At 49.2% G+C, this 21,049-nt stretch carries 14 protein-coding genes; 12 read left to right on the plus strand and 2 right to left on the minus strand.

Annotated elements, in window-relative coordinates; genetic code table 11:
* The first annotated feature begins 25 nt into the window (after positions 1-25).
* The 3 genes from QU605_RS03900 (at position 26) to QU605_RS03910 (ending at position 4,253) form a co-directional block, all read left to right on the plus strand.
* Positions 26-1,837, plus strand: a complete 1,812-nt coding sequence (locus QU605_RS03900) for an acyl-CoA dehydrogenase FadE (RefSeq protein ID WP_289723964.1) — start codon at positions 26-28, stop codon at positions 1,835-1,837.
* A 121-nt stretch (positions 1,838-1,958) separates the two neighbouring features.
* Positions 1,959-2,708, plus strand: coding sequence for a polysaccharide deacetylase family protein (locus QU605_RS03905; protein WP_289723965.1), 750 nt, complete (start codon positions 1,959-1,961; stop codon positions 2,706-2,708).
* Between the two features lie 111 nt (positions 2,709-2,819).
* Complete coding sequence (locus QU605_RS03910; RefSeq protein ID WP_289723966.1) at positions 2,820-4,253, plus strand: pyridoxal phosphate-dependent decarboxylase family protein; 1,434 nt, start codon at positions 2,820-2,822, stop codon at positions 4,251-4,253.
* Positions 4,254-4,361: 108 nt separating this feature from the next.
* On the opposite strand, the gene QU605_RS03915 is transcribed toward QU605_RS03910, so the two are convergent.
* Positions 4,362-6,164: a glycoside hydrolase family 15 protein gene (locus QU605_RS03915; protein WP_289723967.1), complete on the minus strand. Its 1,803-nt coding sequence runs from the start codon at positions 6,162-6,164 to the stop codon at positions 4,362-4,364.
* 101 nt (positions 6,165-6,265) lie between these two features.
* Between QU605_RS03915 and QU605_RS03920 the strand changes: the two genes are divergently transcribed.
* The 8 genes from QU605_RS03920 (at position 6,266) to QU605_RS03955 (ending at position 17,182) form a co-directional block, all read left to right on the plus strand.
* Positions 6,266-8,476: a bifunctional alpha,alpha-trehalose-phosphate synthase (UDP-forming)/trehalose-phosphatase gene (locus tag QU605_RS03920; RefSeq protein ID WP_289723968.1), complete on the plus strand. Its 2,211-nt coding sequence runs from the start codon at positions 6,266-6,268 to the stop codon at positions 8,474-8,476.
* A gap of 120 nt (positions 8,477-8,596) precedes the next feature.
* Entirely contained in the window at positions 8,597-9,481 is an 885-nt protein-coding gene (locus QU605_RS03925) for a TolB family protein (protein WP_289723969.1), read from the plus strand.
* A gap of 3 nt (positions 9,482-9,484) precedes the next feature.
* Positions 9,485-10,117, plus strand: coding sequence for a TMEM175 family protein (locus QU605_RS03930; protein WP_289723970.1), 633 nt, complete (start codon positions 9,485-9,487; stop codon positions 10,115-10,117).
* The gene (locus QU605_RS03935; protein ID WP_289723971.1) at positions 10,114-11,451 is read left to right on the plus strand and encodes a M28 family metallopeptidase; all 1,338 of its coding nucleotides are present in this window, start codon (positions 10,114-10,116) and stop codon (positions 11,449-11,451) included. The genes QU605_RS03930 and QU605_RS03935 overlap by 4 nt, the downstream gene beginning before the upstream one ends.
* A 6-nt stretch (positions 11,452-11,457) precedes the next feature.
* Positions 11,458-12,795: a hypothetical protein gene (locus QU605_RS03940; RefSeq protein WP_289723972.1), complete on the plus strand. Its 1,338-nt coding sequence runs from the start codon at positions 11,458-11,460 to the stop codon at positions 12,793-12,795.
* The gene (locus QU605_RS03945) at positions 12,792-14,414 is read left to right on the plus strand and encodes a M1 family metallopeptidase (protein ID WP_289723973.1); all 1,623 of its coding nucleotides are present in this window, start codon (positions 12,792-12,794) and stop codon (positions 14,412-14,414) included. The genes QU605_RS03940 and QU605_RS03945 overlap by 4 nt, the downstream gene beginning before the upstream one ends.
* On the plus strand, positions 14,411-15,790 hold the full coding sequence (locus QU605_RS03950) for an amidohydrolase family protein (RefSeq protein ID WP_289723974.1): 1,380 nt from the start codon (positions 14,411-14,413) through the stop codon (positions 15,788-15,790). The genes QU605_RS03945 and QU605_RS03950 overlap by 4 nt, the downstream gene beginning before the upstream one ends.
* A 129-nt stretch (positions 15,791-15,919) precedes the next feature.
* The gene (locus QU605_RS03955) at positions 15,920-17,182 is read left to right on the plus strand and encodes a metal-dependent hydrolase family protein (protein WP_289723975.1); all 1,263 of its coding nucleotides are present in this window, start codon (positions 15,920-15,922) and stop codon (positions 17,180-17,182) included.
* Between the two features lie 88 nt (positions 17,183-17,270).
* Here the strand turns inward: QU605_RS03955 and QU605_RS03960 are convergent, their stop codons facing one another.
* Positions 17,271-20,303 carry a WD40/YVTN/BNR-like repeat-containing protein gene (locus QU605_RS03960; RefSeq protein ID WP_289723976.1) on the minus strand — a complete coding sequence of 1,011 codons (3,033 nt, stop codon included), beginning with the start codon at positions 20,301-20,303 and terminating at the stop codon, positions 17,271-17,273.
* A gap of 205 nt (positions 20,304-20,508) precedes the next feature.
* Between QU605_RS03960 and QU605_RS03965 the strand changes: the two genes are divergently transcribed.
* Complete coding sequence (locus tag QU605_RS03965; protein WP_289723977.1) at positions 20,509-20,955, plus strand: hypothetical protein; 447 nt, start codon at positions 20,509-20,511, stop codon at positions 20,953-20,955.
* Positions 20,956-21,049: the final 94 nt, after the last annotated feature.

The following is a 21,049-nucleotide window of genomic DNA, read 5'->3' on the forward strand; positions in this document are numbered from 1 at the left end:
AAATTGAGAAGAAAAAATTGAAGATATGAGTAGCGAAATCAAAGAAATGGAAATTACGAGAGGCGGACAATTCCTGGTTAAGGAAACGGCCTGTGAAGATGTCTTCACCCTTGAAGACCTGACCGAAGAACAACGGATGATGCGCGAGAGTACCATAGAATTTGTCGACCGGGAACTGTGGGCGAATTGGGAGCGCTTCGAAAAAAAGGATTACGCGTTTACCGAGGCCTGTATGAAAAAGGCCGGAGAACTGGGATTGCTTAGTATTGCTGTCCCGGAGAGTTACGGAGGTATGGGTATGGGATTTGTCTCCACCATGCTGGTCTGCGATTACATCTCGGGTGCTTCAGGTTCTTTTAGCACCGCTTTTGGAGCCCATACAGGAATTGGGACCATGCCGATTACACTCTATGGTACGGAAGAACAAAAGGCGAAATATGTGCCGAAACTGGCTTCCGGAGAATGGATGGGAGCCTATTGCCTCACCGAACCGGGTGCCGGTTCCGACGCCAATTCGGGCAAGACCAGGGCGGTACTTTCAGAAGATGGAAAATATTATAAGATAACCGGCCAAAAAATGTGGATTTCCAATGCCGGGTTCTGTAACCTTTTTATCGTTTTTGCCAGGATTGAAGACGATCAGTATATCACTGGATTTATTGTGGAAAACGACCCGGAGAACGGGATTACCCTTGGCGATGAAGAGAAAAAACTGGGTATTCATTCCTCCTCCACCCGTCAGGTATTTTTCAATGAAACCAAAGTCCCTGTTGAGAACATGCTCTCTGAGCGCCAGGCTGGATTCAAAATTGCCATGAATGCCCTGAATGTAGGCCGGATAAAACTGGCCGCGGCCTGTCTTGAAGCCCAGCGAAGGGTTACAGATGAAGCCGTACGATATGCCAAGGAGCGGATGCAGTTTAAGACTCCTATTATCGAATTCGGCGCCATCAAGGCAAAAATTGCCACCATGGCGACCAATGCTTATGTAGGGGAAGCAGCTTCTTACCGGGCAGCCCGGAATATTGAGGATCGGATAGCCATGCGCGTAGCCGAGGGAAATACGCACCAGGAGGCCGAGCTTAAAGGTGTGGAGGAATACGCCATCGAATGCTCCATCCTCAAAGTTGCTGTTTCAGAAGACGTACAGCAGACCACAGATGAAGGGATTCAGGTTTTTGGGGGAATGGGCTTCAGTGCAGATACCCCAATGGAATCTGCATGGAGGGATGCACGGATTGCACGGATCTATGAAGGAACCAACGAAATCAACCGGATGCTTTCGGTGGGCATGCTCATCAAAAAAGCGATGAAAGGTCACGTAGACCTGCTCGGACCCGCAACAGCCGTGGGAGAGGAACTTATGGGAATTCCCAGTTTCGATACCCCGGATTACTCCGAATTATTTGCTGAGGAAAAGGATTTGATCAAACGCCTGAAGAAAGTATTTCTGATGGTGGCTGGAAAGGCCGTACAGCAGTTTGGGCCGGACCTTGAGCAGCATCAGCAACTCTTGATGGCAGCGGCGGATATCCTCATTGAAATTTATATGGCTGAATCCGCCGTACTCAGAGCTGAAAAGAATGCGAAGCGATCTGGGGAAGACAGTCAGAAAACGCAGATCGCCATGGCCAGGCTCTATCTGTACGAAGCAGTTGATATCATTATCAAAAAAGGCAAGGAAGCGATTGTTTCATTCGCAGAAGGGGATGAACAACGCATGATGCTGATGGGACTTAAGCGGTTTACCAAATATCAGAATCAGCCAAACATCGTACAGTTGCGGGAGATGGTTGCAGATGCCGTCGCTGAGCAGAATGGATATACTTTTGACTAAACTACCCGCTAATCCATAGCTTAAAAAGGCTGTCTCCATATGAGACAGCCTTTTTTTTATTTTGTTCAGGCAGGATGCCCGGGAATTCATAAATTAGAATTAGAAAAAAATCGATATGACTATGGGAATATTAAAAACGGTAGGGTGCAGCATGTTGCTTTTTACCGCCGTCATGGGTGTGAATGCGCAGGGTGCAAATACTTCGAACCCCGGGCCTGAAAAGGTTATTTACCTGACTTTTGACGATGGGCCTTTGGACGGAAGCGAAAAAATAAATGACGCCATTGTTTATGAAAAAGTACCCATTACGGTATTATTGGTTGGCAAGCACGCTGAAGCAATGCCCGATTATGTCGACTTATATAAGAAGAACGCTTACATTGAAGTGGGGAACCACAGTTATTCCCATGCGCGTAACCACTACTCTAAGTTCTATTTCGATCCTGCAGGGGTTCTGGAAGATTTTCTGAAAAGTGACACCATCATAAATTCAGCAGACAGGGTCGCGCGTCTTCCCGGAAGGAATATGTGGCGCATTGGAGACCGGAAAAAGGACGATATAGCGAGTGGGTCGGAAGCGGCCGATCTGCTGGCTGAAAATAGCTTTGAGATTTATGGATGGGATATGGAGTGGTTCCACGATCCGAAAACCGCTGAACCCGTAGGCACTGCGGAAGAATTATTCCATGAGATTGAAAAGCATCTGGACCGGGGAAGGACTTTCACCAAAGGACACCTGGTACTGCTATGCCATGATGAAATGTTCAGTAAGGATTACGAGGAAACAGAATTAAAAAAGTTAATCGAATTACTCAAAACCCGCAAGGATGTGCAGTTTGGACGTCTTAAGGATTACCCCAAAGGCTCCTAGATCCTTCGAGGTACTTGTCGGGTACCCCTAAAAGTGACTGTTGCAGATGGGAATATCAGAAACTCGTCTTGGAATACGTGAACTTCTATCGAGATCTAACTACTTTCTCATATGGCAAAAGACCGAGTGCAACAGCTCTATGACCCCGGGGCCTTCCATGAAATGGGTCACAAACTGATAGATCAGTTATCCCGATATCTGACAGAGGCCCAAAAAGGGGAAGCGCGCGTACTCCCCTTTATCAGCCCTGTAAAAATGCTGGAATTCTGGAAAGGCTTTCCACATTCGGATTCGGTGGAAGAACTTGTTGCGGAAATGCTTAAGCACACTACAAACGTCCACCATCCCCTTTATATGGGCCATCAGGTGGCCCCTCCCCTTCCATTGGCCTCCCTGATGGCCCTTTTGGGAGGTTTTCTCAACAACGGAATGGCCGTCTACGAAATGGGTATGGCACCAACGGCCATGGAACGGATCGTCACAGACTGGCTGTGCGCGCAAATCGGTTACAAAACCTCTTCCCGGGGTATTTTGACTTCGGGCGGTACCCTGGCCAATCTCACTGCCCTGCTCTCAGCCCGTCGGAATGCTGTTGCGGACGACATATGGAACCAGGGATATAACGGAGGGCTCGCAATCCTCGTAAGTGAAGCCGCTCATTACTGCGTGGACAGGGCTGCCCGCATTATGGGGCTGGGAGAAGCCGGGGTTTTGAAGGTTCCCGTCCTTGAAGATTTTAGCATGGACACATCCAAACTACCTGAGATTTATGAGGCCGCCCGCCAAAAAGGCCTTACACCCTTCGCTATTGTTGGAAGTGCACCTTGCACAGCCACAGGAAGTTACGACGATCTTGAAGCCCTGGCGGAATTTGCAGCTGCCCGGAAGCTCTGGTTTCATGTCGATGGGGCTCACGGGGGTCCGGCTGTTCTCTCGGAAAAATACCGCTTCCTTGTACGCGGGATGGAAGGGGCGGACTCCGTCGTAATTGACGGTCATAAAATGATGGGGATGCCTGTTATCACAACAGCGCTATTGTTCGCTGACGGTGCCACCTCCTATAACACCTTTAGCCAGGAAGCGGAATATCTGTTAGCCGATACCCTTGAAGAAGACTGGTTCAACGGGGCAAAACGCACTTTTGAATGCACCAAGCTAACCAGTGCACTCAGTTGGTATGCAGTATTAAATACCTACGGGGAAGGTATTTTTGAAGCTTACCTGAACAGGCAGTACGACCTGGCGCAAACTTTTGCGAAACGCATCCGAAACAGACCGGACTGGGAACTCGCCTGTAAGCCACAATCAAACATCTTGTGCTTCCGATGGGCTCCCTCAGGTATCCCACCCGAAACCCTGGATGATCTGAATGCACGCCTTCGGGCCCAGGTCCTGGAGGAGGGGCGTTTCTATATCGTACAAACACGTTTGAAAGGAAAGCTATACCTGCGCACGAGCCTGATGAATCCATTTACTGAGATAGCAAACCTGGAGGAACTCCTCGACTATCTGGAAGACAAGGGAATAAAACTCCTCAACCCATAAAGTGCTTTGAGAGAACCGCAGAAGGACCCATTGGGAATACTGTTGGGAAACAAAACCTATATGCCTTTCCCAAAAGACCGGGATTCGGGTGGGTTTGGCTTTTAAAGTCTATTCCTGAAGGCTCGTCAAAACCTGTTGATCGCTCGCCTGACGTGAAAAATTCAGGGCGCATTCGATCAAAGCCAAATGGGAATAGGCCTGGGGGAAATTCCCGAGCAGGCGCTTGGTTTTAAAATCGATATCCTCGCTAAAAAGCCCCAGGTGGTTGCTGTATCCCAGGACACGATCAAACCACTCCCTGGAACGCTCCACCTCCCCGATGCGGAATAAACTATTTATAAACCAGAAGGTGCAGATCGTAAAGGAGGACGTGGGCAGGCCAAAATCATCCTCATTCTTATACCTGAACAACAGTCCATCCTGACTCAACTCCCGTTCAATGGCCTTTACGGTATTCACATAGCGGGGGTCAAGAGCTTCGATAAAACCATAGGTTTCCATCAACAGGACTGAGGCATCCAGATATGGACTGCCATAGGATTGTGTAAAGGCTTTAACTTCCCCGTTCCAGGCCTTTTCAAGGATTTCCTCCCGAATTTCGCTTTCCAACGGAAGCCATTTGTCGATTTTGCGTTGTTTGCGGAAAATGCGCGCAATTTTGATGGCGCGGTCGATGGCCACCCAACAGAGAACCTTTGAAAAAGTAAAATGCCGGTCTTCCGTCCGGAACTCCCAGATTCCTTTATCGGGCTCTTTCCAGTGTTTTTCAACGATCCAGACAATCCCTTTAGTCAGGGACCATAGCTCCTCCCCGTTTTCAATATCATTGGGAAAACGAAGGAGCTGGGTATGAATCATGTCCATCAGGATGCCGTAAATGTCATTCTGGCGTTGTTCAAAGGCTGCATTTCCAACCCGTACGGGTCCACTGCCCTTATAGCCACTGAGATGGTCCAGTATCTTTTCCGTCAGTTGTTTTTCCTTATTGATGCCGTACATGATCTGCAGCTTCTCATCCTTATCCGGTATGAGATCTACAATAAACCGGAGGTAGCGCTGGGCTACTTCCTTATGCCCGAGATCGGATACTACCTTAACGGCCATTGAAGCATCCCGGATCCAGCAAAATCTATAGTCCCAATTGCGGACCTCCCCCAGGGTTTCCGGCAGGGAGGTGGTGGCCGCGGCGAGTATTGCCCCTGATTTCTGATAACTGAGCAATTTCAGGGTAATGGCCGAGCGCTTAATGACTCCGTTGTATTTGCGATAGTCCGGGGTTCTGCTGCTCCAGTTCAGCCAATAGACTTTTGTACGTTCCATTTCAACGTACATTTTCTTTACCGTGGGCTTAAAGAGCTTTTCATTATACCCGATCAGGAAATACCCATCTTCCTCGAGCGTGATGGTCCGCCCCTCAACTATGGCATTCTTGTTGAATGAGGTATAGAGGAAGATCGTATCGAATTTATCCCCATAGGTAAGACTGACGATAAAGGGGTGCTTGACGTAGGTTTGGGTTTCACCTTTGGCGTATTCCAAACGGGGGTCGTAACGCACCTTAAATTCAGGGCTACCTCCAAGGAGGCTGATATATCGAATAATTTCCGGAGGGGTGTGAAAACTGCCGTCCCTTTTCTGGTATCGGGGCATAAAATCACGAACCTCGAATACATGTGGGCCTTTGCGGTATCTGGTAATCAGGAGTGCCGTGTCCTTTTTGTAACGCTGTGTAATCTCGTAGTCGGCGTCGACCACGATTTCAAAGCGTCCCCCTTTTTCCTCATCCAAAAGCCTGGCGAATACAGAGGAAGAGTCGAATTCCGGTAAACAACACCAGTCCAGGGATCCGGTTTTTGATATAAGTGCAGCGGAACGGCAATTCCCAATGATTCCATAATCCAGATTATCCATAGGCTGTAAATGTGCTAATTCTTAAACATTAATTGGCTATACCCCTTAATTTGACGAAATTTAGGCAAAACCAAAGCTTAAAAGATACAAAAGCCCGAATAATGCGCAAAACCATAATCCTTTCCAACAGACTACCGGTTCAATTACAGATAAATGAAGGAAAAATGCAGGCCAAACCCAGCGTTGGGGGGCTTGCCACCGGAATGAAATCTGTTCATCAGGAGGGTGAAAGCCTATGGATCGGATGGAGCGGGCTTACCCAGGAGGAAATCCCGGAAGATCTTGAAAGCGAAATTGACCTGGCCCTTGAGGAACACGGTTGCAGTAAGGTGCGCTTGACGGAGGCGGAGGTAGAAGGATTTTACTATGGTTTCAGCAATCGGACCATCTGGCCCCTTTATCACTATTTCCTGGAGTATGCCGAATTTGAACTTTCCAATTGGAAAATATACGAAGCAGTCAACCGGAAATTTGCAAATGCGGTCCTGGAACAGGCATCGGGAGACGATATCCTCTGGGTTCACGACTACCAGCTTATGCTGGTCCCACAAATGGTTCGGGAAGAACGCCCGGATCTGTCAATCGGCTTCTTCCTGCACATTCCATTTCCCTCATATGAGATATTCCGGACCCTTCCATGGAGGGAGGAAATACTAAAAGGCTTATTGGGAGCTGATCTGATCGGATTCCACACTTATGATTATGAACGTCACTTTCTGAGTTCGGTCCGCAGGGTGCTTGGGCTCGAGGTGAATTTCAATGAGATCAATCTGGAAGACCGTATGGCTAAAGTGGACTCCTTTCCCATGGGAATTGATTACGCTAAATTTCATGAAGCGGCCAAAAAAAATGCGGACCAGAAAGATGGAGAACAATCCGATCTTCAAAGGCGACTCTACGCACATAAAGCTTCGACCCCCGATGCCAAGTTCTTTCTCTCCATCGACCGTCTGGATTACTCCAAGGGTATCGCAAAGCGGCTCAAGGCCTTTGAATACTTTTTAGGTAAATACCCGGAGTACAAGGAGAAGGTGAGGCTTATCATCCTGGCCGTACCCTCCCGCTCTAAAGTCCCCCAGTATCAATTGCTTAAAAAGGAGATTGACGAACTTGTGGGCCGGATCAATGGGGAACTCTCTACCGTGAGCTGGACACCAATATGGTACTTTTACCGCTCTCTGGGGTTTGAAAATCTGGTAGACCTGTACACCAGCTGTGATATCGCATGGCTCACCCCGATACGGGATGGGATGAACCTGGTCGCCAAGGAATACATTGCCACCCGCACGGATAAAACAGGCGTCCTTATCTTAAGTGAGATGGCCGGCTCGGCCAATGAAATGCACGAAGCGCTGTTGATCAATCCCAACAATTTCGAACAGATAGCCGATTCCCTGCATCGGGCAATCAACATGCCGGAAGCGGAGCAAAAGGCACGGAATACACCCATGCAAAAGCGCCTGGCCCGCTATAATGTGGAAAAATGGGCCGGTGATTTCATGGAATCCCTCCTGACGCATAAACAATCGGATCCGCCCTACGTCGCCCGCAGACTTACGGTAGATCTTACCAATACCATGATGACACAGTATCGCAAGGCGCGTAATCGCATCCTGTTCCTGGATTATGATGGCACCCTTGCCGGATTTAAAAACGATCCGCAAAAGGCAAGTCCGGATGCGGAGCTGCTCAAAATGCTTGACGCCCTCTACGAGCAAAAGGACACCGATATTTTCATCATCAGCGGAAGGGACAAAGACACCCTGGGTAAATGGTTTGACGGAAGGGGGTATTCTATGATCGTTGAACACGGGGTATGGATATCGGAAGGAGGCAGTGCGTTCCAGCTCCTGGAGAATGTAAAGAATGACTGGATGCCAAAAATCCGGCCCGTCCTCGAATCCTTTGTGGACCGCACTCCGGGGTCGTTTATTGAAGACAAGAATTACTCCATGGCCTGGCATTACCGAAATACGGACCCGGATTTTGGACAAAAACGCGCTACCGAACTGAATACCGTCCTCACCTCCCTGATTGCCAATGACGACCTGAGTGTCTTAAACGGCAACAAGGTCGTGGAAATTAAAAGCAGTAACGTCAACAAAGGACGGGCAGCCATGCGGATGATCGCACGGAAAGATTACGACTTCATCTTTGCCATTGGAGATGACTGGACTGATGAGTTTATGTTCCAGGAATTACCTGAGGACGCGATTACCGTTAAAGTCGGACGCATGAAAACCCAGGCGAAATTTTACCTGGAGGGAATCCCGGCAGCCCGTGCCCTTATCCATCGTTTTACCGAAATGTAGGCGTACAATTAGACCGGTTTGTTGTCAGAATCCCGTGAAATGGTTACTTTACCCCTTTAGAGCCCAAATGCAAGGAACACTCAAGAAATACCATTCGAAATACTTAACAACCAATGCTTTATGATTTATCGTAACTCGGTTGAATCTATTGTCTTAACGCTATTGCTGACCCTTGGAGGTGCTTGTGTTTTCGCTCAGCCCGAAACAGATGTATACCTGGCCACCTTAGAGCATAAAAAGGATGGCTTTGAGGTTTCTACCCCCGAGAATATTTCCAGGAACCCCGGATATGATAATCAGCCCTACTTTCTCAATGAAGATGCCCTTCTGTATTCCAGAACACGGAACGGCCAAACGGATATCGCAAAGTATTCCCTGTCCAAAGCGGAAATCACCTGGATTTCAGATACCCCCGGAGGCAGTGAATACTCCCCGGTAAAAATACCAGCCCAGGAGGCAGTTTCTTCAATCCGACTGGATACAACTGGGCTTCAGCGCCTTTATAGCTATCCCCTTGACGGCGGTGCGAACACCCTCTTAATTGCAGATCTTAAAATAGGGTATCACCTCTGGTACACCCCGGAAGTATTGGTCTGCACCGTTCTTATCGATAACCGCATGGACCTCGTGGTTGTGAATTTAAAAGATGGCAGTAGGTATACGTATCAGAAAAATGTCGGCAGGTCCTTAGAGCGAATTCCGGATTCGGACCGGATCAGTTATACGGCCCTCGAGGAGGGAAAGCTCATGGTTAAATCCATGAATCCCATATCAGGAGCCACTGAAACCATCGCTGAACTCCCCAAAGGCGTTCAGGATATTTGCTGGCTGGACCCCGTCCAAATCATCTGTGGTGTGGGGGCAGCATTACATGTATTTAAAGTAAAAGAGAAAGGCCCCTGGAAACCGTTTTATTCGCTTCAAAATTCAAAATCCAGCATTAGCCGTATAGCCTATGATATCCCATCGAATAATCTGGCATTGGTGGTCGAAGTCCTGGAATAAATTATGAAATTACCTCACAACATTGGACGTCTGGAAGCCCTCAGTGATGGGGTCTTCGCATTTGCAGCCACGCTTATGGTCGTATCCCTGGACCTCAATGAGAGTTGGCTGGATCTTCCGGACAAGGGATTGAACCTGATCTCCTTTGCGGTGAGCTTCTTTGTTTTAATCGGGCTGTGGGTCGTGCACTACAATTATTTCCGAAGGTCCGGAGGGTATGTGGATTACGTCATAATCGCCTATAATACCCTGCTGCTCTTTGTCGTCCTCTATTATGTATTCCCGCTTAAATCACTGATTAATTCCTGGCTGGGAAAGGAGCGGATCACCATGGAAGGTCTGGCAGATTTATTTCAATGGTACAGTTTGGGCTTCTTATTGATATTCCTGTGCATCTCCCTGATGTACAGACGGGCTTCAAAAAAGACAAAAAACATTTCCCGTGCTCTGAATCTGTTGTTTTATTCCCGCCATTTTGCCATTTACGCCCTGCTATCCGCAGTTTCCATCCTGATCGCCTTCCTGGGCATTGGGATTCAGTATGGGCTTCCGGGTTTTATATACATATTGCTCGGGCCGCTCTGCTACTACCATGCGCTGCATTTTAACAAGAAATATCCAAATACGCAACAATGAAGAAATACTATCTACCCCTCGCCTTATTGTGCTTTAGCACTTTGTTAGAAGCACAAACCGATCCCCGTATTTACGAAATCGTCAATTCGGTTTCCACCCAGCGGATTCAAAATGACATCACAACCCTTGTAGGCTTTGGAACCCGTCATACACTGAGTGACACCCTTTCAGAAACCCGGGGTATTGGGGCTGCACGTCGGTGGATCAAAAAGGAACTCGAAGCGATATCCAAAGATTGCGGAGGATGTCTGGAGGTTTTTTATCAGCGAAATTTGGTTAAGGCATCCGAAAATGACCGAATTACAGAAGACGTCTGGGTAGTGAATGTTATCGCCGTCCAGAGGGGTAAAAAACACCCGAACCGGTATATTATGATGAGCGGGGATATCGATTCCCGGGTAAGCGACCCCAATAATGCAACCTCCGATTCTCCCGGGGCCAACGATAACGCTAGTGGCATGGCGGGTACCATAGAAGCAGCCCGCGTGCTTTCTAAATACTCCTTTGACAACAGCGTGGTCTATGCCGGGCTCTCAGGTGAAGAACAGGGGCTCTTTGGAGGCAGAGGTTTGGCAGCATATGCCAAGGAAAACAACTGGAATCTTATCGGAGTCATGAATAATGACATGATTGGGAATACCACAGGTGTAGATGGTGTGGTAAGCAATCGCGATTTTCGAATCTTCTCGGAACCCGTACCCCCAACGGAAACAGAAAGAGAACGCCGTTCCCGCCGGTTTTATGGGGGCGAGGTCGACGGGATCTCCCGCCAGCTTGCGCGATATGTCCATCGCACCACTCAGACGTATATGCCCGAGATGAATCCGATGCTTATTTATCGCCTGGATCGTTTTGGGAGGGGCGGACATCACCGACCCTTTAACGATGCCGGCTATGCGGGAATCCGCATTATGGAAGCACATGAAAACTACACCCAGCAACATCAGGACATACGAATGGAGGACGGCATACAGTATGGCGACCTGCTCGAATATGTCGATTTCGGGTATGCGGCGAAACTCACCGCAGTCAACGCTATTTCACTGGCTTCACTGGGCTGGTCCCCCCCCACCCCTGAAAGTGTCGAAATAGGGGGTATTGTAGAACCCTCCGCGCGACTGAGGTGGAAGCCCGTTGCGGGAGCTAAAGGCTATAAGGTCTACTGGCGGGATACCACTTCCCCCACCTGGGACCACTTTCGATATATTGAAAATGTCACCGAGGTTACCCTGGAAGGTATCGTGATCGACAATTACTTTTTTGGTGTAGCTGCGGTTGGGCAGGATGGACATGAGAGCCCGGTTGCTTTTCCATCTGGTGTTTTTAGAAATTAAGGTCCTATGAGAATTAAACGCACCTGTCTTTTAACCTGTATCTGCCTGCTGGCACTAGGCAGCTCCTGCGATGCCCCGGAGCGCAAGGTTTCTGAAATGAAATTGCCTGACATTGAAGGACTCTTTGAATTCTACGGTGAAAAACAAGCCGCAGGTGCCTATAAAATCCTGGCCGATAGTCTGGTGAGGGCGAATGAAGATTTAAAATCTTCAGAGCTCTACATTCAGGCGGCATTCGCGTACTGGGAAGGTGGGGTAACCGACTCGGCTGTCGCCATGATGCACAGGGCCATTGACCAGGGGATGTCCAATCCCAGAATCCTGGAAAAGTTCCCGAAAGGGGATCGCGAAATGGAAGGGCCTCAGTGGTCTGCACTCAACGAGCGCCTTGACTCCATCCAGACAGAGTTGGAAGCCCTGTCTCATTTTGAATTTAAAACAGAGGCCATGGATGCCTTTTGGCCATACTTCAACGCGGCCCTTAAGGATACTTCTCAGGCGAGGATACAATTAAAAACATTTGTTTTTAAGGGGCCGCAGGAAGTCCGGGACTTCTATGTGGTCCGGTATGGCAGTGTCGACCAGATGTACGGGCAGATGATCAATGCAGCTCCAAACTACTATACGTACTTGCAGCAGCAGTTTAGTCAGGATAGTATTAAATCCGTCAAAGAGACCATTGTGCGTTCCATGCGTACCTTCAGGGATCTCTATCCAATGGCCGTTTTCCCAAAGGTATACATCGTTCCGGGTATTTTGAATTCCGGGGGGACGGCTACTGAAATGGGGATGTTTCTAGGGGGGGACATGTACGGAAAATCTTCGCGTATGCCAACGGAAGAACTCACGGACTGGCAGCGCGGAGCCATTATGGATTTCAGGGATTTACCGCGAATCACGATTCATGAACTAATGCATTTTCAACAAAATTACAGGGATGAACAAAACAGGGATAACCTCCTTGCGGCCGTACTGCATGAGGGAATATGCGATTTGATGGCAGAATTGTGTTCAGGAGAACCCCTGGAGAATGAAAATCTGGTGTTTCTCTCAGACCCGGAAAACGAAAAATGGATTTTTGAAGAATTATCAACGGAGCTGTTGGGTGACGAATTCTCGAAATGGCTGTACAATGGCGGTAGTATCGAAGACCGCCCCCACGATCTGGGTTACACAGTTGGCTACCTGATTTCAAAATCCTATTACGAACAACACCCGGATAAACAGGAAGCGGTTTTTGAGCTTCTGAACTCAGATGACCTGACCAGAATCGTCAGAAATAGCAAGTACGCATACCTCCTTGACCGCTCCGACGCTGTAACGGAACAAATTATCACTGAATGAAAAAGCTCTTATTACCCATTTTTGCATTGTCTTGTTTGTTTTCCGGGATCGGCCAGGAGGCCTTCACACGACAGGATACCCTAAGGGGAAGTATTACTCCGGAGCGGGCCTGGTGGGATCTGACGTATTATGACTTACGTGTGGCTGTGACTCCTGAAACCCGAAAAATCTCAGGAAGCAATACGATCCACTATACCGTTCTGGAGCCTTATTCCAGGATGCAAATCGACCTGCAGACCCCTCTTGAGATTGAAGGGATAACCCAGGATGGTGAGAAGCTGGATTTTACACGGGAAGGGAATGCCTATATGGTTACCCTGGTCAAGCCACAGGTAGTCGGGAACAGGGAAGTGATTCGTATCGCCTATTCCGGGGTGCCCAGGGTGGCGGAAAATGCCCCATGGGACGGCGGATTCTCATGGAAACAGGATAGTAAAGGACAACCCTTTATCGCGACGTCATGCCAGGGCCTGGGAGCCAGCGTCTGGTGGCCCAATAAGGATCATATGTACGATGAACCGGATTCCATGGCAATTGCCTTAACGGTTCCTGAACCCCTGACTGCGGTTGCGAACGGGCGACTGCGAAACATCGACCAGGCGGGAGATCTGCGCACCTTCCACTGGTTTGTCGCCAACCCGATCAACAACTACGGGGTAAATGCAAATATTGCCGAGTACGCCCATTTCTCAGAAACCTTTTCAGGGGAAAAAGGAACACTCGACCTCGATTATTACGTGCTTCCGGAAAACCTGAAAAAGGCCGAGAAGCAGTTCAAACAAGTTCCTATGATGATGAAGGCCTTTGAGCACTGGTTCGGACCCTATCCCTTTTATGAGGATAGTTTTAAACTCGTGGAGGTACCCTATCTGGGCATGGAACATCAGAGCTCCGTGACCTATGGAAATGGATATAAAAATGGATATTTGGGGAGGGACCTCTCGGGCAGCGGCTGGGGACTGGAGTTTGACTTTATCATCATTCACGAGGCTGGGCACGAATGGTTTGCAAACAACATTACCTACAGGGACATTGCCGATATGTGGATTCACGAAAGTTTTACCGCCTATTCCGAATGCCTCTACCTGGACTATCATTTCGGTGAGGAAGCCGCCTCTGCTTATGTGACTGGCACGCGCAAAAACATCCGGAATGACAAGCCGGTCATTGGCCCTTACGGGGTCAACCAAAGGGGGTCCGGGGATATGTATTACAAAGGTTCCAACATGCTGCACACCCTGAGGCAACTCCTCGAGGATGATCAGCTGTGGCGGAACATACTCAGGGGGCTCAACGAAACCTTCTACCACCAAACAGTAACCACGGAACAAATTGAGGCGTACCTGAGTGAAAAAAGCGGCAAAGACCTCACGGCCTTTTTTAATCAATACCTCCGCTCGACACTGGTGCCAAATCTCGAATACCGATGGAAGGGCAACCTCCTCGAGTATCGATATGTGGATATCGTGCCTGGATTTGACATGCCAGTCCGGATTATGGCAGACGGGGCGAGCCAATGGATTTACCCTTCGGATCAGTGGAAGCAAACCCCATTCAAAAGGAAGCCGGAACACTTTGAAGTCGATTTCAATTTCTACATTACATCAACTGCCTTATGATAAAAGTATACCTTTCCATAGTCCTGGTCCTTTCATTATCGGCCTGCGGGCAGACACAAGAAAAGGATATCCCCAAGCGAACCCTTGTAAAGAATGTCCATGTCGTGGATGTCCTTAACGGAACCATACTGGAGAACCAAAATATAGTCGTTGGAGCCAAACAAATCCTCGAAGTAACCGAGGTACTGCCTTCTGGTGAATTCCAGGCTGTTATCGATGGGGATGGTGCCTATGTGGTACCCGGACTGACAGAGATGCACGCCCATATCCCATCCCCTCCGACTTCGCAGGAACGCATTGAAGAAATCTTATTCCTCTATCTCTCCGGGGGTATTACCACCATAAGGGGGATGCTTGGACATCCCGATCATTTAAAATTGCGGGAGGAAGTCAGCAAAGGAACCGTCCTTGGCCCCCGCATTTACACCTCCAGCCCGTCTCTGAATGGCAACACGGTCAGGACGGGGGTGGAAGCTGTTGAAAAAGTAACCCAATACGCATCTGAGGGCTATGATTTTCTTAAAATCCATCCGGGGATCCGCCTTTCGGTTTTCGATTCTCTGGTATCGGCTGCGCGCTTATCAGCTATTCCGTTTGCAGGTCATGTGCCGGTGGAGGTTGGTGTTAGGCACGCCCTTGAAAGCGGCTACGCAACAATAGACCATGTTGACGGGTACCTGGAAGGACTTGTTCCCGCGGACAGGTCGGTGGATCCGGCCAGCAATGGCTTTTTCGGATTTAATTTCACAAAATACGCAGATACAAACAAAATTGACGATCTGGTACGACTTACCCGTAAGCAAAAGGTATGGGTGGTCCCGACCCAAACGCTTTTTGAGCGTTGGTTTGCCCCAACAGATGCGGACAGCCTCCTGGCCCAGCCCGAAATGAAGTACATGACCCCGGCCACACTAAAGAACTGGAAGCGGGTTAAGGAAGAGCAGATGAATGATCCTTCATGGGATCCAAAACTATGGGTGACATTTGATGCCATCCGACAGGAGCTTATCCGTGAATTAGCGCGGAATGGCCAGGGATTACTACTGGGGTCGGATGCGCCACAGCTGTTCAATGTCCCCGGGTTTTCACTCCATCGTGAAATGGCCTCAATGCACCAGGCCGGGCTTACCCCCCTGGAAATACTCAGGATGGGCACGTATGCGCCGGCGCAGTTTTTTGGAGCCGAAGCCGACTGGGGAACTGTGGAAGCCGGCAAGGCCGCTGATTTTTTCCTGGTTCGCGAGAATCCCCTCGAGGATGTAGGTGCACTCAAGGGCATGACCGGTCTTATGCTGCAGGGAAAATGGCTGACGCGTAATCTGATCGATCAGAAACTTGAAGAAATAGCATCAAATTCGAAGGCGAAGAACGAATAGGGTCTTACAGAAAGGGTTTTCTCTGTACGAACCACCCTATATCAGTCGAAAAAAACGTGACCCGTTGGTTAGGGCCGTTTTGGTATAGCCCCAGTTATCGGCCAGTAACAACCCAAAAAAAAGTACATTATGAAAATGAGTTCTATCCGCCTCCTCTACCTCCTTATAATCAGCTCTATCGGAGTACAGGCGACATCACAAACGCTGTTAAAACCTGCACAGGTATTTGACGGGGAACGCATGCAACAGAATTGGGTCGTCCTTATCGAGGAAAACCATATCGCGTACGCCGGACCGGAAAGGGGTTTGAAGAGGTCCAAAAACACCGATGTCATTATCCTTGAAGGCATGACCTTGCTCCCGGGTCTGATCGAGGGGCATTCCCACCTTTTACTCCATCCCTATAACGAAACCCCCTGGAATGATCAGGTGCTAAAGGAATCACCCGCTGAACGGGCGATACGAGGGGCCGTACATGCTGAGAAATCACTGATGGCGGGAATCACAACAATGCGGGATCTCGGGTCAGAGGGAGCAGGATATACAGATGTCGCTTTAAAAAAAACCATTGAATCCGGTATTATTCCGGGGCCCCGACTACTGGTAGCCGGGCCGGCTATAGTTGCCACCGGGGCTTATGGCCCAAAAGGCTTTCATGAAGGTGTAACGGTCCCTCTGGGCGCCGAGCCCGCAAGTGGGGTACCCGATGTTATATCGGCAGTTCGCAAACAGCTGGGGGGCGGGGCTGATTTTATTAAAATTTACGCCGATTATCGCTGGACTCCCGGAGCCCCCTCCGAACCTACTTTCCTGTCTGAAGAACTCGAGGCGATGGTGCGTGCAGCGCGATCTGCCGGAAAATATGCGGTGGCCCATGCAAGTACACCCGAGGGAATGAAACGATCGATCCTGGCCGGGGTTGAGACCATTGAACACGGGGACGGGGCTACAGCCGAAACCTATACACTGATGAAGGAAAATAATACGGTCCTCTACCCTACCCTGGCCGCCGGGGACGCCATTGAACGTTATAGCGGTTGGGACGGCAAATTGGATACAGACCGAATTGTCCGGAAAAAAGAGAGTTTTCGCCTCGCCCTCTCCAGTGGCGTTACCATTGGTTTTGGAGGAGATGTGGGGGTGTATCCCCACGGTGAGAATTTCAGGGAACTCGAGCTGATGGTCGAATATGGAATGTCTCCTTTAGCGGTCCTGCAGGCGGCGACAAAGATCAATGCGCAGACCTTCCACCTGGAGTTTTTGGGTCAGGTCCGGGAAGGCTACCTCGCGGACCTCATCGCCGTTCCCGGCGACCCCACTACCGATATCCGGGCAATGCGTAATGTCCCCTTTGTGATGCTCAACGGAGAAGTCGTTAAGAAGGAATTCTAACCCCCTTGTGCCGAGGGCTCCTTTAACTTAAAGTTCAGGTGTGCTACAACGATCCGCAACGGAAGCTTCCGGAGGCGGGTCATCCCTACTATTCTTTTAGTACTGCTTGCGATTTCAGTCCCTCCAATTGACCTGTCAATTCTGTGAATCTCTGGCGCGCATCCCTTCCAGGCACCTGATCGGCCTGATTCATCATATAGTAGAGATAGCGCCATTGGTCCGCCAGCATGGGCTGCATATATATGCCCTCTTCCGTCTTCACTTTGGCCAATACTTCCTCCAGTGCGGTTAACCTTGATTGCTCCGATGGTGACTGTCCCTTTTTACTTTCCAATTCTTCGATTTCCTTTTCCAGGGCATCCTGAAACTGATAGGTTTCGCTTAGTTTATCGCGAACCACCATTTGAAATTCTACCTGTTCTTTTACCTGGGCAACATCAATACCCGCCGCCATGACACGAGGATCCAACACTAACTCGAAATCCTGACTGCTCGTACCAGAGCCATGCGTTAAAACTGCGGTATACTGTCCTGGTGCTGCCATAGGGCCGTTGCGATAGCTTCGGTTTTCATTGCTGCTCCAGGGGCCGGCAACAGTCATATCCCATCGAAAGCGGTTGAGCCCCTTATTTTTTGTCAGGGATTCCGAGACCAGGAATTCCGTGAAATTTGTCCCCATATCCCTGCGAGGTCCCGAGGCGGATGCAGGGATCGAATCGCTTGAAAACGCCACCAGTACCCTTCCTGCTGTATCCCGAATTTCAAGTTTCACAGGAACCTCCGATTTCTCCGGCAGGAAGTAATCCAGAACGACTCCAGGGTCCGGATAGGAGGGCCTGCTCGAATTCCAGGCACCGGAAGGTGTTCGATACCTTATTGTCTTGGCTGGTTTAAAGAGATGTAATTCATTCAGTGCGTTTAGATCCTTTTGTCGCAGCGGATTCAGCTTATCCAGGATCCAAAAGCCCCGTCCCATAGTGGAAAGTACCATATCACCCCTGTGTATTTTTAGGTCTGTAACCGGGGTAACGGGCAGGTTCTGCTGAAAAGAATTCCAGGAATTCCCGTCATCTGCAGAGATATACATACCGTACTCAGTCCCAGCGTAGAGCAGGCCTTCACGCTCGGGATCCTCCCGAATCACCCGCGTCGGGGCGTCCTTAGGTATTCCGTTGTTACCATTGGTAATTAGCGTCCAGTTTTTTCCGTAATTCTCCGTTTTATAAATATAGGGTTGTGTATCCCCAAGCTGGTAGCGAAGCACAGCCACATAGGCCTTTGCAGGATCGTGGGGAGAGGGCTCTACCGCATCCACACGTCCCCCCGGAGGAAGGTTTTTGGGCGTTACTTCATCCCAGTTCTGGCCACCATCCCTGGTTACGTGAACAGGACCATCATTAGCCCCTACCCAGATTACGCCTTCCTGTACGGGCGATTCCCGGATCGCATATATCGTGCTGTAAAACTCTTCCCCAGTTACATCCCTTGTAATCGGAGCTCCGGAAATGACCTGTTTATCCGCCTCGAAAGCGGTAAGGTCCGGGGAAATGATTTCCCAGGTCTTTCCTTCATCGATAGTTTTATGCACGTATTGGGAGGTATGGTAAATAACCCCGGGGTTATGGGGTGATACATGAATCGGTGACACTCTCTGAAACCTGAATTTCAAGTCTTTGGGGTTATGTCCGTACATATTGGAAGCCCCTACATAATAGGATTGCTCCGTGCCGGTTCTTTTGTTGTAGACGGTAAACCTGCCCTTGCAATTTGAATACACGATATCCGGATTGGTCGGATGGGGTACCGCCGGTCCCGTTTCGCACCCCCCTGTATTCTGGATATAACCGATTCCCGACGCCTGTACTCCGTAGGGTGGCATGCTCGGGACGGCCACTGTGGAATAGTTATCCTGCTGCCCTCCATAGAGCCAGTACGGATACTGGTTATCCACCTCGACCTGATAAATTTCGGACGTTGGCTGATTAAACTGTGTTGACCAGGTCTTGCCCCCATTATGGGTAACATTCGCCCCACCGTCGTTGCTTTGAATAAAAAGATCGGGGTTCTCAGGGTTTACCCACATATCGTGGTTATCGCCATGAGGTGGATTTAAGCGATTCCACGTTTTACCTCCGTCTTCGGATTTATAATACCCGGTAGCCATGGCATAAAGGATGTCCGAATTTGTCGGATCTATCTTGATATTTGTATAGTAAAACGGCCGGGTTCGAATCCCGCTATGGGAAGAGACCTGTTTAAAGGACTCACCCTGATCGACAGACTTGTACAACCCGCCTTCCTCACCGGGTGCTTCGACAAGGGCGTAGACAATTCGGGAATCAGAGGGAGAAACCTCAATATCAATTTTACCGATCAAGTCTTTGGGCAAGCCCTTTTCTATACGATTCCAGCTCAGTCCGCCGTCAAGACTCTTATAAATCCCGCCTTCCTTGGGTGTACCCCCGCTGATGATGGTCCAGGGCTTGCGGACTCCCCTCCAGGCGGCCGCAAAAATCACATTGGGGTTTGTCGGCAGGAGCTCCACATCCGACACCCCTGTTTCTTCCGATATAAATAGTATTCTGGACCAGCTTTTACCCCCGTCGGTAGTTTTATAAACCCCGCGCTCCGGATTGGCTTTAAAGGCCTTTCCAATTGCGGCGACATATACCGTATTGAAATCCTGTGGATGCAGGCGCACCGCCCCGATCTGGCCGGCCTCCTCAAGGCCGATTTCCTCCCAGTTTGTTCCGGCATCTATGGATTTGTACATCCCTTTCCCTTCGATAACATTACTCCTGAGGCCATCGGACCCCGTACCCACGTAAATTACGTTTGGATCATTCTGTGCAACCGCCAGGGCTCCAATACTCGGAGTCTTAAAAAATCCGTCTGAAATATTAAACCAACTGGCTCCATAGTCCTCTGTTTTCCAGAGGCCTCCCCCGGTGGCTCCAAAATAAAATGTTGCCGGTTCTGCGACTACCCCGCTCACTGCGGTAACGCGCCCCCCCCTGTAAGGTCCGACTTCCCGGTATTGGAGGGCGGATAAGTCCTGGGCAGACAGCAAGCCCGGAAACAGGGCTGTGAGAAGAAAAATCAATAGGAATCTAATGTTCATCGAATAAAAGGTTTATCGTTTCTGAAATGGTCCCGGGAAGATACGGATTGTTGTTCAAAAGCACATAAACCAAAGGCATTGGCATTCCCGAAATTCAAAAAAGGGCAAGTCAAAAGGTTGAATACCGGAACAGATTTGAGTTGTTTTTACATTTTTTTTATATCTTGACTGCTGAATTTAATGAACACTTCAAACTCAGATTAAAATGAAAAACATTTTTACACTATTATTTGCAGCAGGCCTCTTTCTAGCCCTGTCCGGAACTGCTCAGGCACAGGAGAATTACGGGGGAGCCCTTAACGCTTTCGTGAAATTCGGGGATAATTCCAGTATTTCTGCGAACTATGAATTTCAGGTTGCAAACAGTCTGACAGTCTCTCCGGAAGCCCGGGTATGGTTCAGCGGAGACAACAACCTTGCACTTGGTGGTAGGGCAGACTATTATTTTGACAGTCTTTTTGGCCTTAATGAGCCATGGGATATCTGGGCCGGTGTCGATGCAGGCTTTATCACTGGAGACGGAGACGACGATTTCAGTATAAATGCTCATATTGGTGTAGAATATAAAATATCTGATTTTATCGGTATTATTGCAGAATTTGGTGGGGGTACGACCACTGCCGGAGGTATTGGTGTAGGTTTCCACTTCTAAACTCATCCTCAAACATTTAAAAAGCCCGGTCAATATTGACCGGGCTTTTTTTTGAAACGGACCGTTTATAAGTTACTACTAGTGGCCTGCCGCT

The sequence above is a fragment of the Robiginitalea aurantiaca genome (assembly GCF_030380815.1).
Classification (GTDB): domain Bacteria; phylum Bacteroidota; class Bacteroidia; order Flavobacteriales; family Flavobacteriaceae; genus Robiginitalea; species Robiginitalea aurantiaca.